At 58.5% G+C, this 11,503-nt stretch carries 12 protein-coding genes and 1 riboswitch; of the genes, 7 read left to right on the forward strand and 5 right to left on the reverse strand.

The window, feature by feature from the left end; translation table 11 throughout:
• The 5 genes from P8O11_RS07295 to P8O11_RS07315 form a co-directional block, all read right to left on the reverse strand.
• Positions 1-160, reverse strand: a 160-nt coding sequence (locus tag P8O11_RS07295) for a S1 RNA-binding domain-containing protein (RefSeq protein WP_300293221.1), incomplete at its 3' end; no start/stop codon positions are given.
• Positions 161-474: 314 nt separating this feature from the next.
• The gene (locus P8O11_RS07300; RefSeq protein WP_300293204.1) at positions 475-1,473 is read right to left on the reverse strand and encodes an aldo/keto reductase; all 999 of its coding nucleotides are present in this window, start codon (positions 1,471-1,473) and stop codon (positions 475-477) included.
• Positions 1,470-2,078 (reverse strand): d(CMP) kinase, encoded by a 609-nt coding sequence (locus P8O11_RS07305; RefSeq protein WP_300293206.1) that lies wholly within the window; start codon positions 2,076-2,078, stop codon positions 1,470-1,472. Before P8O11_RS07305 ends, P8O11_RS07300 begins: the two co-directional genes overlap by 4 nt.
• Before the next feature lies 1 nt (position 2,079).
• Positions 2,080-3,426: a 3-phosphoshikimate 1-carboxyvinyltransferase gene (gene aroA / locus P8O11_RS07310; protein WP_300293208.1), complete on the reverse strand. Its 1,347-nt coding sequence runs from the start codon at positions 3,424-3,426 to the stop codon at positions 2,080-2,082.
• A 66-nt stretch (positions 3,427-3,492) separates the two neighbouring features.
• Positions 3,493-4,362, reverse strand: a complete 870-nt coding sequence (locus P8O11_RS07315; protein WP_300293223.1) for a hypothetical protein — start codon at positions 4,360-4,362, stop codon at positions 3,493-3,495.
• Positions 4,363-4,476: 114 nt separating this feature from the next.
• Between P8O11_RS07315 and miaB the strand changes: the two genes are divergently transcribed.
• From miaB to P8O11_RS07350, 7 genes are all read left to right on the forward strand, one after another.
• Positions 4,477-5,799, forward strand: coding sequence for a tRNA (N6-isopentenyl adenosine(37)-C2)-methylthiotransferase MiaB (gene miaB, locus P8O11_RS07320; protein WP_300293210.1), 1,323 nt, complete (start codon positions 4,477-4,479; stop codon positions 5,797-5,799).
• A gap of 236 nt (positions 5,800-6,035) precedes the next feature.
• On the forward strand, positions 6,036-6,335 hold the full coding sequence (locus tag P8O11_RS07325; RefSeq protein WP_300293212.1) for a hypothetical protein: 300 nt from the start codon (positions 6,036-6,038) through the stop codon (positions 6,333-6,335).
• Positions 6,336-6,494: 159 nt separating this feature from the next.
• The gene (locus tag P8O11_RS07330; protein ID WP_089888967.1) at positions 6,495-7,505 is read left to right on the forward strand and encodes a PhoH family protein; all 1,011 of its coding nucleotides are present in this window, start codon (positions 6,495-6,497) and stop codon (positions 7,503-7,505) included.
• Positions 7,506-7,666: 161 nt separating this feature from the next.
• Positions 7,667-8,170 (forward strand): rRNA maturation RNase YbeY, encoded by a 504-nt coding sequence (ybeY, locus tag P8O11_RS07335; RefSeq protein WP_300293214.1) that lies wholly within the window; start codon positions 7,667-7,669, stop codon positions 8,168-8,170.
• 38 nt (positions 8,171-8,208) lie between these two features.
• Positions 8,209-9,186: a hemolysin family protein gene (locus P8O11_RS07340; RefSeq protein WP_089887962.1), complete on the forward strand. Its 978-nt coding sequence runs from the start codon at positions 8,209-8,211 to the stop codon at positions 9,184-9,186.
• Entirely contained in the window at positions 9,170-10,699 is a 1,530-nt protein-coding gene (gene lnt, locus P8O11_RS07345) for an apolipoprotein N-acyltransferase (protein ID WP_300293216.1), read from the forward strand. The genes P8O11_RS07340 and lnt overlap by 17 nt, the downstream gene beginning before the upstream one ends.
• Before the next feature lie 42 nt (positions 10,700-10,741).
• Positions 10,742-10,791, forward strand: a riboswitch (SAM-SAH riboswitch).
• 5 nt (positions 10,792-10,796) lie between these two features.
• Positions 10,797-11,503, forward strand: a 707-nt coding sequence (locus P8O11_RS07350) for an S-adenosylmethionine synthetase N-terminal domain-containing protein (RefSeq protein WP_300293218.1), incomplete at its 3' end; no start/stop codon positions are given.

Genomic DNA, 11,503 nt, shown 5'->3' on the forward strand with positions numbered 1-11,503 from the left:
CAACGCGGCCTTCCATTTTGTAGCCGACGTCGATGATAGCTTGGCCCGCTTCGATCGCGATAACCTTGCCTTTGACAACAGAGCCCTCTTCGGGCGTGTCCATTTCGAAGCTTTCATTCAAAAGCGCTTCGAAGTCTTCCATAGATACTGTGCTAGCCATGTGGCGTTTCATTCCTTTTAAGTGTTTCTGGCCGTGCGGTTGTCTCCGCCGGTCTTCGGGTTTCTATTGGTCAGACAGCGCTGGCAGCTTTTAAAACAAAGAGGGCCGGACTTTTCCGACCCTGCTCATTTTGTCCTGCGGTAGCCCCGCCTTGTTCGACATGCGCGCGTATATAACGCTCTTGCCTCAAAGGCAAGCCCCAGCCCTTTTTTTGCTCTGCAAACGACAGGTTTCCTCTTTCTAAAAATATCCCGAGGAGGTGCGGGAGAGCAGCGTTCCCCCGCGTCGGTCGGATTTGCCACGCAAAACCAGTCTTAACAGTAGCGCTCAGGTCCGATCCACTGCGCGTCCGAGTATCTGTCCCCATGCGCCCACCCGAGCGGCAAGGCCATTTCGATCCGCGCGAGGTCCTCACCCGTCAGCACAAGGTCACGCCCCTGCAAGCAATCACTCAAATGCGAGACAGACCGCGTCCCGGGGATCGGGATCACATGGTCTCCCTGCGCCAGCAGCCATGCGTTGGCCAGCCCCGCAGCACTTACACCCATCTCGGCCGCCAAAGCGCAAAAGCACGCTGCAGCCCTCACGTTGGCCTCATAATTCGGGCGCATAAACCGCGGATTGCCGCGCAAGAAGTCAAGGCTCTGCACGGCCTCAAAACTCAGGGGCGTATCGGTCAACAAAGAGCGCCCGACAGGGCTAAATGCAACAAGCGCTGTGCCAAGTTCGGCACAGGCCTGAACCAGGCCCAATTCAGGGCTGCGCGTGCTCAAGGAATACTCCGATTGCACTGCACTGACATGTGCCACTTTTGCCGCACGGCGCAGGCTGCTCGGCGCGATTTCAGAGTAACCAAAGCCAAGCGCCTTGCCCGTCTTCACAATCGCCGCAAGGCTCTCTGTCACTTCTTCAATCGGCACGTTCGGATCACGACGATGGACATAAAACAGACCCACATGATCGACACCCATGCGTTGAAGTGACTTATCAAGTTCTTCTTCCAAATGCTTGCGATCATTTCTAAAAATGCGATTTTCACTTTCGTCTCTGGCAATCGATGCCTTGGTCGCAATCACAAACTCCTGCTTGGCGTCAGGATGGGCCGCAAAGTAGCTTCCGATCACCTCTTCAGAACGGCCCATGCCGTAGATGTTGGAGCTGTCAAGGTGGGTCAATCCGACATCGCGGCAATGATCAAGGATCGCATGGCTTTCCGTCTCACTCGTTGCGCCGTAAAAATCCGAAAAAGACATCGCCCCATACCCGATCGCGCTGATCTCTGGGCCATTTTTTCCAAGCCTGCGTGTTGTCATTTTCGTGCGGCCTCCACTGCTGCGATCGCCGCCGTCACGGCGGCGTCAATACTCATGCTTGAGGTGTCAATCAAAACAGCATCCAAAGCCGCAACCATCGGCGCTTCAGCGCGGCCCGCGTCACGCGAATCGCGCTCTTTCACATCTGCCAAAACCGCCTCAAAGCTCGCCTCGGAGCCCCGCCCCAAAAGCTCCGCGTGGCGTCGCGCTGCGCGCACCTCGGCACTGGCGGTCACAAAAAGCTTGGCCTCTGCGTCAGGGCAAATCACCGTCCCGATGTCGCGCCCGTCCAGAACGGCCCCGCCCGCACGCCGCGCAAACGCGCGTTGAAAGTCCACCAGTGCCGCACGCACTTCACCAATCACAGCGATACGGCTCGCGGCTTGCGCCACATCCGCTGTGCGCAGCGCATCATTATCCAAGTCTTCCGACACAAGACTGCGCGCCGCCTCAATCGGGTCGACCCCGTCAAGCACTTTGGCACCAACAGCCCGATACAAAAGCCCCGTATCTAGATGCGCAAATCCAAAATGCGCGGCCACAGCCTTGGAAATCGTGCCCTTCCCCGCCGCAGCCGGCCCGTCGATGGCAATCGCAAAGCTCATGTCACACCCGCTCGATTTTAGCGCCAAGCCCGCCCATCAGGCTCTCAAATATCGGGAAAGACGTCGCAATCGGTCCGCCATCATCAACCTGCATAGGCTGCTCGCTCGCCATTCCGAGAATCAGGAACGACATCGCAATACGATGATCCAGACGGCTCTCAACTGTCGCGCCGCCGGTGACATTTCCAAACCCACGGCCCTCAACAGCCCACCAGTCCTCGCCTTCGTCGACAGTCACACCCGCAGCGCGCAGCCCCTTGGCCATCGCGTCGATCCTGTCGCTTTCCTTCACACGCAGCTCTTTCACACCGTGCATTTCGGTACGCCCTTCAGCAAAGGCCGCCACAACAGAGAGCACAGGATATTCGTCAATCATGCTCGCCGCACGCGCAGGCGGAACTTCGATCCCCTTGAGGTTGGGCGAGAATTTGGCGCGCAAGTCAGCCACAGGCTCGCCGCCCTCTTCGCGCAGATTTTCATAGGTCAGGTCTGCGCCCATCTCGATCAGCGTGGTAAACAGCCCCGCCCGCGTCGGATTGAGGCCAATGTTGGGCACGAGCACATCTGAACCTTCAGTGATAATCGCCGCACAGACAGGAAAGGCCGCAGAGCTCGGGTCGCGCGGCACAGTGATATCTTGAGCTTTAAGCTCGGGCTGACCCTGCAGACGAATGATACGGCCCTCGGCGGTCTCTTCCGTCTCGATTGTCGCGCCAAAGCCAGCCAGCATTCGCTCGGTGTGGTCCCGCGTCGCTTCACGCTCAATAACTTGGCTCTCGCCGCGCGCATTTAGCGCCGCCAGCAAGACAGCAGATTTCACCTGAGCACTCGGAACAGGCACAGTGTATTGCACAGGCGCCGCATCTGCAGCGCCCACAATCGTCATCGGCAAGCGCCCGCCGCGCCGCCCGTAGGCCCGCGCTCCAAACAAAGCCAGCGGGTCCGTCACCCGCGCCATCGGCCGCGAATTGAGCGAGGCATCGCCCGTAAAGGTTGCCGTCATATCAGTGGCCGCCATCGCGCCCATAATCAGACGCACGCCCGTGCCGGAATTGCCGCAGTCAATCACATTGTCAGGCTCTGTAAACCCGCCAACGCCAACGCCGTAAACCCGCCAGTTGCCTTGGCCAAGGTCTTCAACTTCAGCCCCAAACGCGCGCATCGCACGGCCTGTGTCGAGAACATCCTGCCCCTCCAAAAGCCCTGTGATGCGGGTCTCGCCCACGCACATTGCCCCCAAAATCAGCGAGCGATGCGAGATCGATTTATCGCCGGGCACATGGGCTTCGCCCGTAAGGCCTGTACATTTGCGTGAGAGCATCGGAAGTGCGGCGCCGTGTGATGACATATCAGTCCCCGTGAAATTTCTCAGGGGTTTTAGCCGAGCCGCTGAAGGAGGTCTACGCCTAACCGCCTAAAACCACTGCCCCGGTTCCATCAGGCGCAAGTCAAGCAACTGGCGCGAATGCCATTCAAAGGGGACAGAGTTATGCCACTTGAAACTATGGATATCAAAAGTCGAGCCTGGGTTGCGCTTGAGCGCTTTGGCCGTTCGGAACGAGCAAATCGAAGCCGTGATGTTGTTGTGCCAAGGGCAGGCAAAGGTATTGTATTCTTCGTCGTTAAAGGTGTGATCTTCGCGCAGTCGCAAGCTTGGCTGGGCCCGAAACAGCGCAATACGGTCAATCTTGCGGCGTGGCACCGGGATGTGCTCCTCATAGCGCCACCGCAACCCGCCAAAAAAGTCGAGCTGCCGTTCTTTTGGATGATTGTGATTGGCTGCATCAGGCCGCGCGAGCGCGTAATATCCTGAGCGGTCAATAAAGGCGCTATCAAGAGAAACTGCGCTTGGATAGCTGTCCAGATCGCCAGCATAGAGATCCACCACATAGGTGAGCATAGCATCGCGGCGCTCTTCAGTATGAAACGCAAGCATTTCGCCCACAACCCGCGTCTCGCAAAACGGATAGAAAAGGTATTCAGCATTGAAGCAGTAATAAAGCCACTGCCCCTGTGCTTTATCAATAACGGCGTTCACAGCCTTGCTGAGCGCCTCTTCCCCGCGCACATCGTAATTCACACGCACAACCGTATCGACCAGATCGGCAGCAAGCGAAAATGCGCTCGGCATAAATCCAATCACCCGATGAAAGCCAAGCTGCTGATGGTGGCGCAATGTGGTGTCGAGCTCGGCCTCATCCTCGGCAAAGACAAGTGCGATCGGCCCTTTGGCCAAAAATGCAGCGCCCTCTTTGATAAAGGTCTCAAGATTGGAAAAACTAATCTGCATACTCATAAGCCCGTTTTTGGAATAGAATCGGTTAATTCATCGTGCATTGCAAGTGGGCAGCATTTTCGCTACTCAGCGGCCAAATTCGCGCACGCAGGACACACGCCTATGACAAGCCCCAAAAAGCTCTTCATCAAGACCTATGGTTGCCAGATGAACGTCTATGACAGTGAGCGCATGGCCGAAGCCCTCAAAGGCTACGAACAGACAGACACGCCTGAAGACGCGGACATGATCCTGCTCAACACTTGCCACATCCGCGAAAAAGCCGCCGAAAAAGTCTATTCCGAGCTGGGCCGCTACAAGCCCCTCAAAGACGCCCGCCCCGATCTGAAGATCGGTGTCGCTGGCTGTGTGGCCCAGGCCGAAGGCGCAGAAATCATGCGCCGGCAGCCGATGGTAGACCTTGTCGTTGGCCCCCAGAGCTATCACCGCCTACCAGAAATGGAGGCCAAAGTGCTCACGGGCGAAAAGGCTCTCGATACAGACTTCCCCATCGATGATAAATTCGAGCACCTTGCCGCGCGCCCCAAGGCCGCTCGCGGCCCAACAGCTTTTCTCACCGTTCAGGAAGGCTGTGACAAGTTCTGCGCTTTCTGCGTTGTGCCTTATACACGCGGTTCCGAGGTATCTCGCCCTGTCGACCGTATTCTCACCGAAGCGCGCGACCTTGTTGAGCGCGGCGTACGCGAGATCACACTTCTGGGCCAGAACGTGAACGCCTATCATGGCTTTGGCACGGACGGCTCGGAAGCAACCCTTGCCCAGCTCATCTGGAAACTCGACAAAATCGACGGGCTAGAGCGTATCCGCTTTACCACAAGCCATCCAAACGACATGACGGACGAGCTGATCGAGGCGCATGGAACTTGTGACAAGCTGATGCCCTATCTGCACCTCCCCGTGCAGTCAGGCTCAGACAAAATCCTCAAGCGCATGAACCGCTCCCACACCCGCGACAGCTATCTCAAGCTGATCGAGCGCATCCGTGAGGCGCGCCCAGATATTCTGATCTCGGGGGACTTCATCGTTGGCTTCCCTGAAGAAACCGATCAGGACCATGCCGACACGCTTGATATCATCCGTGAAGTGAACTTCGGCCAAGGCTTCTCGTTCAAATACTCCCCCCGCCCCGGAACGCCCGCCGCCGAGCGCCCCGAGGTCGAGGCCGCCGTGGCCGACGCCCGGCTCCAAGAGCTGCAAGCGCTCATCGCGCATCAGCAAAAAGCCATTCAGGATACGATGCTCGGCCGCGAACTTGACGTACTCTTTGAAAAGCCCGGCAAATTCGAAGGCCAAATGATGGGCAAGACAGGCTACCTGCACGCCGTGCACGTCAAAAACTGCGACCTCCCCCGTGGCGCAATCGCCCGCGTCAGAATCATTGAAAGCGTACGCAACTCTCTGGCTGGTGAACTTGTGAACAAGTGATTCTGCGCCCGCATACCCTCTGCCCCCCTGAAGCGGGCCAAAAATTATGCAACAGAATGTAATTACACCCAAGAACTGCTCATTTACGCCGAAACACCACAAGATATTGTAATTTCTGAGCTTCACAAGCCAGACAATCTTGATAAACTGCTTCCTATAACGAGTTGTTCAGTGCCCATGGCTGCCATACCAATCTCGGGCCTGATCGGGGGAAATAATTAAAAGGGACATCGGCTGTGGCTAATTTGATTTCCAAATCAGTAACAAGCCTTGCTGCCTTCGCTCTGGGCGCCGTGATGACAGTCACTGCGGCAGAAGCACAGCAAGGAACGCGCACCGTAACGGGCGAAAGATATGCACCAACAATTTGGGTTGATCCGGACGGATGCGAACACTGGATCATCTACGACGGCATCGAAGGCTACCTCTCCCAGCGCCTCGACCCCTATGGCAAGCCCGGATGCTCCGGCATCGCACCGCCCAACACAGCGATTGGCCCCTACAAAGGCGACCAAACAATCAATGACCTGCTCTAAGGGCGCGCCTCTCAAGCCAAATGATGCTCAGGCCACGGTGCACACGCACCGTGGCCTGTTGTATTTGGGGGGCGACTTTGCCAAGCACACCCAAACACCAGACAGCATAATCAGGAGACTGGCTTGACCGCGACAACACTTCCCCCCGCAGGCCCCGACATCAAATCAAAAGACCAAGACACACTTGGCGAAGTCCTTCTCGACTTTCCTGACAACCGGCTCTTGGTCGAGCTCTGCGGCGAATTTGATCGCAACTTGGCAGACATCGAGCAGAAGAGCGGCGTCCAGATCCTGCGTCGCGGCAATCACCTCGCCGTCATTGGCGACGCCTTCAGCACAGAGGCCGCCGCCCGCGTGCTCACCACGCTCTATGAGCGCTTGGAAGAGGGGCGCTCCGTCGAGCCCGCCGATATCGACCGCGAGTTCCGAATGAGCACAAGTGCCGACGACGCCCGCAGCGCCGCCACGCCCGCCCCTGCTGGACAAATGGAGATGTTCCAGTCTGGCCGCGTCGAAATCCGCACCCGCAAAAAAACGGTAGAGCCGCGCACAGACGCCCAGAAAGCCTATGTCCAAAACCTGTTCAAAAGCGAACTTGGCTTTGGCATCGGCCCCGCTGGCACAGGCAAAACATACCTCGCCGTCGCCGTTGGCGTGAACATGTTCATCGAGGGCCATGTTGATCGCATCATCCTGTCGCGCCCCGCTGTGGAAGCAGGCGAAAAGCTCGGCTATCTGCCAGGTGACATGAAAGACAAAGTCGATCCCTACATGCAGCCGCTCTATGACGCGCTGAATGACTTTCTCCCAGCCAAACAGCTTGCCAAACTGCTCGAAGAGAAGCGCATCGAAATCGCTCCCCTCGCCTTTATGCGTGGGCGCACCCTCTCCAATGCCTTCGTGGTGCTCGATGAGGCCCAGAACGCAACGGCGATGCAGATGAAAATGTTCCTCACCCGCCTCGGCGAAGGCTCCCGCATGGTCATCACGGGCGATCGCTCCCAAATCGATTTGCCCGCCCATATCACGTCGGGCTTGTCAGAAGCCGAGCGCCTCCTCAAACGCATCCCAAACATCAGCTTTAATTACTTCACAGCCGATGACGTGGTCCGCCACCCCCTCGTCGCGGCCATCATCAAAGCCTACGACGCCGACGCCCCGCTCGGCTAAGCCCAAGATACCCCCAAGCGCTCCCTTTTTTCTTTCCAGAAATATCCCAGGGGGTCTGGGGGACTGGTCCCCCAGCTAGGCTGTGATCTTGGGGCCTGGTCCCCCAGACCATAGCGCGCAAAACGTCTTTATCCCGTGCCCCCAAAAGGCTAATCAGCCCCATGCTCATTGACCCAATCATAGAAGACCCCCGCTGGACAGAGGCCCATCTCACGGCTTTGTCCGAGACCGCCGCTGCGCAAACGCTTGCCCATCTTGGTCTTCCCCCCACCGCCTATGAAATCGCTCTACTCGGCTGTGATGATGCACGCATCGCCACGCTCAATACAGAATTCCGCTCCAAGCCCACGCCCACCAATGTGCTCAGCTGGCCCGACCAAGACCTCGCAGCCGAAGCCGATGGCGGCGCTCCCGAGCGTCCTGAAGCTGATCCGCACGCGCAAGAAGAGCCGCTCTTTTTAGGCGATATTGCCATCAGCTATGACACATGCGCGCGTGAAGCCGCCGATCAGGGCAAGCCACTTGCCGATCACATCACGCATCTCATCGCCCACGCGACCCTTCATTTATTGGGCTACGATCACATCCGTGACCAAGATGCCACGTTGATGGAAGGGCTTGAGGTAGAAATACTTGGCAAAATGGGCATTGCTAACCCATATTGATCGCAGTATCGCGATGACTACCCTTCAGGAAAGACACAATGGGCGACAACCAAGACGGATCTTCTAGTGCAGCGCCGAGCGCGCAGCCTGCCCCCGAGGCCGATCCACACCCGAGACCCACAACAGGGTTCTTCTCCCGCATTATCCGGGCCCTCAGTCCCGCAGACCCGAACGAGCCACCTGTGCCGTCACGGCCAAGTGCAAACCCAACACTTGCCCATGGTGTCCTCAATCTGCGCCGCATGGCTGTTGAAGATGTCATGGTGCCTGCCGCCGATATCGTTGCGGTGCCCTCCACTATTTCAAAAGACGAGCTTGTCACCATTTTCCGCGAAAGCGGCCTGACACGCCTGCCTGTCTATGAAGACACGCTCGACAGCCCCGTTGGCATGGCACACCTCAAGGATTTCGCGCTCCAGCACGGCTTCAACGGCTCTGCCGCCAAGGGCCGCTTTTCTCTGAAGGCGCTCCTGCGCCCGCTCATGTTTGTGCCGCCCTCAATGCCTATCGGAGTTCTGCTCGCCAAAATGCAAGCCGAACGCAAGCATATGGCGCTGGTGATCGATGAATACGGCGGCGTGGATGGCCTCGTAACGATTGAGGACCTGATCGAACAAGTCGTCGGTGAGATTGAAGATGAACATGACGCCGAAGAAGACGTCTATTTCACCCAAGACAAAAAGGGCGGCTACCTCGCCCTCGCCAAAACGCCACTGAATGAATTTGAAGAAGAAATCGGCCTGCCTCTGACGGAAGTTGATGAGGTCGATGGCGAAGAGGTCGAGACCCTCGGTGGCCTTGTCTTTATGCTCACAGGCCGCGTGCCCGTGCGCGGCGAAGTGGTCAAACATCCCGAAGGCTTTGAGTTTGAAGTCGTCGATGCCGACCCGCGCCGCATCAAGCGCCTGCGCGTGCGCCTGCCCGATCACGTTGCCCGCGCAGCCGAGGCCGCAGCCAAAGCCGCCGCCGCGTCGACAGCCCCGAGCGAAAAAAGCGGCAATGCGGCGGCCACTTGATCCGCTGCCCTGGCTCTCCGAGCTGCCTGTTTCGCGTCAAATGTGTCTGGCGGCGCTCGCCGGCCTGATCACAAGTCTCGGTCTTGCCCCCTTTGGGCTCTGGCCCATCGCACTCGTGGCGCTCGCCTGCATTTACCTCATGATGCTCAGCGCCCAAAGCCGCCGCAGCGCCGGCGTCATAGGCTGGGCCGCTGGAACTGGTTATTTTGCCCTCGCCCTTGTCTGGATCGTCGAGCCATTCATGGTCGATCCGTGGCGTCACGGCTGGATAGCCCCTTTCGCGCTTTTCTTCATGTCCGCAGGCCTCGCGCTCTTCTGGGGCACGGCTTTCGCCTTTGCCCATGGCCGTGGCCGCCTCGCCTTCATCGGCGCGCTCGCCTTGGCCGAGCTGGCCCGCGCACATCTTCTGACAGGCTTTCCTTGGGCCATGCTCGGCTATCTCTGGTCCGAAAGTCCGATGGCGCTCTATGCGGCCATTATTGGCCCCCACGGCCTCACGGTTCTGGCGCTCATCACAGCCGTTTCGCTGGCCACCCGCCCCGCGCGGCTGCCGCTGACAGGCTATTTACCTCTCATCGCGGTTCTGGCCGCCCTCGCCTGCGTGCCTCTCATACGCCAAGACACAAGCGCCCCCCCTGACGCGCCGCTCGTGCGCCTGATCCAACCCAACGCGCCCCAGCATCAAAAGTGGGATCCCGCCTTTGTGCCCATCTTCTTTGAGCGCCAGCTCGCCTTTACGCGCGCGCCCTCGCTCACAGGGCCCCGCCCCGATCTGATCATCTGGCCCGAGACCGCCGTACCGTGGACACTCGGGCGCGCCGAGACCGCGCTGAACATGATCTCGGACGCCGCAGGCGATGTGCCCGTGGTGGTCGGCATCCAGCGCTTTGACGGCCCCCGCCTCTTTAACTCTCTTGCACTCCTCGGTCCCACGGGCCAAGTCGCAACCGTCTACGACAAACATCATCTCGTCCCCTTCGGTGAGTATATTCCTTATGGCAATTGGCTTGCGCGCTTCGGCATCCGCGGCTTTGCCGCACAGGAGGGCGACGGCTACTCCGCAGGCGCAGGCTCGATGCCAATCGACATCGAAGGCGTTGGCCGCTTCACACCACTGATCTGCTATGAGGCGATCTTTCCTGCCTACTCCGCCGCCTTCAATCAAACCGCAACACATCTACTTCAGATCACCAATGATGCTTGGTTTGGCGAGGTCTCTGGCCCCCAGCAGCACCTCTCTCAAACGCGCATGCGCGCCATCGAACAGGGCATCCCGCTGATCCGTGCCGCCAACACAGGCATTTCCGCTGTGATCGACGCCCAAGGCCGCGTCCTGGCGTCAATCCCTCTGGGGACCGCGGGCTTCATCGATGTGCCTCTGCCCGAGCGTTTGCCCCCCACACTCTATAGCCAGACAGGCGACTGGAGCGCCTTGGTGCTTATCCTCCTTCTCCTCGCGGCCTCTTGGCAACGAACCCGCACCGAGCGACGCCACCACATCAAATCACGTTGACAATCCGCCCCGCACAAGCGACCTACGAATTATAACAACAAACGACCGCCCCAACGGCTTCCTGACGGGGTGGATCATAAACCACTGGAGCACTTTCATGGTACGTCAAAACTATACCTTCACTTCAGAGTCCGTCTCCGAAGGCCACCCCGATAAAGTCTGCGACCGCATCTCTGATGCCATCCTCGACGCCTTCCTCACACAAGAGCCCGAAGCTCGCGTCGCATGCGAAACCTTTGCCACAACAAACCGTGTCGTGATCGGCGGCGAAGTCGGCCTCGCCGATCAAGCCAAGCTCTCCGAGTATATGGGCAAGGTTGATGCGATCACGCGCGCCTGCATCAAAGACATCGGCTATGAGCAAGACAAGTTCCACTGGAACACCTGCGAAATCACCAATCTTCTACATGAGCAATCCGCCCACATCGCCCAAGGCGTAGATGCCTCGGCCGACAAGGACGAAGGCGCTGGCGACCAAGGCATCATGTTCGGCTATGCCTGCTCTGAAACAGACGCGCTTATGCCCGCCCCAATCCAGTTTTCTCACGCGATTTTGCGCCGCCTCGCCGAGGTACGCAAAAACGGAACCGAGCCAACCCTCGGGCCAGACGCCAAGAGCCAGATTTCCGTGACCTACCGCGATGGCAAGCCCGTCGGCGTCAGCTCGATCGTGCTCTCCACCCAGCACCTCGACGAAAGCATGACATCTCAAGACGTGCGCGCCGTGGTTGAGCCCTATATTCTCGAAGTCCTCCCTGAAGGCTGGATCCTGCCTGAAACGGAATGGCACGTGAACCCGACAGG

It is taken from the genome of Lentibacter sp. (assembly GCF_029254145.1).
In the GTDB taxonomy this organism is placed as follows: domain Bacteria; phylum Pseudomonadota; class Alphaproteobacteria; order Rhodobacterales; family Rhodobacteraceae; genus Lentibacter.

What these genes read in the sequence shown, in the direction of transcription:
- aroA (WP_300293208.1), bottom strand. Translation starts at nt 3,426, where the DNA reads ATGTCATCACACGGCGCCGCACTTCCGATGCTCTCACGCAAATGTACA.
- ybeY (WP_300293214.1), top strand. Translation starts at nt 7,667, where the DNA reads ATGCTCATTGACCCAATCATAGAAGACCCCCGCTGGACAGAGGCCCAT.
- miaB (WP_300293210.1), top strand. Translation starts at nt 4,477, where the DNA reads ATGACAAGCCCCAAAAAGCTCTTCATCAAGACCTATGGTTGCCAGATG.
- lnt (WP_300293216.1), top strand. Translation starts at nt 9,170, where the DNA reads ATGCGGCGGCCACTTGATCCGCTGCCCTGGCTCTCCGAGCTGCCTGTT.
- P8O11_RS07340 (WP_089887962.1), top strand. Translation starts at nt 8,209, where the DNA reads ATGGGCGACAACCAAGACGGATCTTCTAGTGCAGCGCCGAGCGCGCAG.
- P8O11_RS07305 (WP_300293206.1), bottom strand. Translation starts at nt 2,078, where the DNA reads ATGAGCTTTGCGATTGCCATCGACGGGCCGGCTGCGGCGGGGAAGGGC.
- P8O11_RS07300 (WP_300293204.1), bottom strand. Translation starts at nt 1,473, where the DNA reads ATGACAACACGCAGGCTTGGAAAAAATGGCCCAGAGATCAGCGCGATC.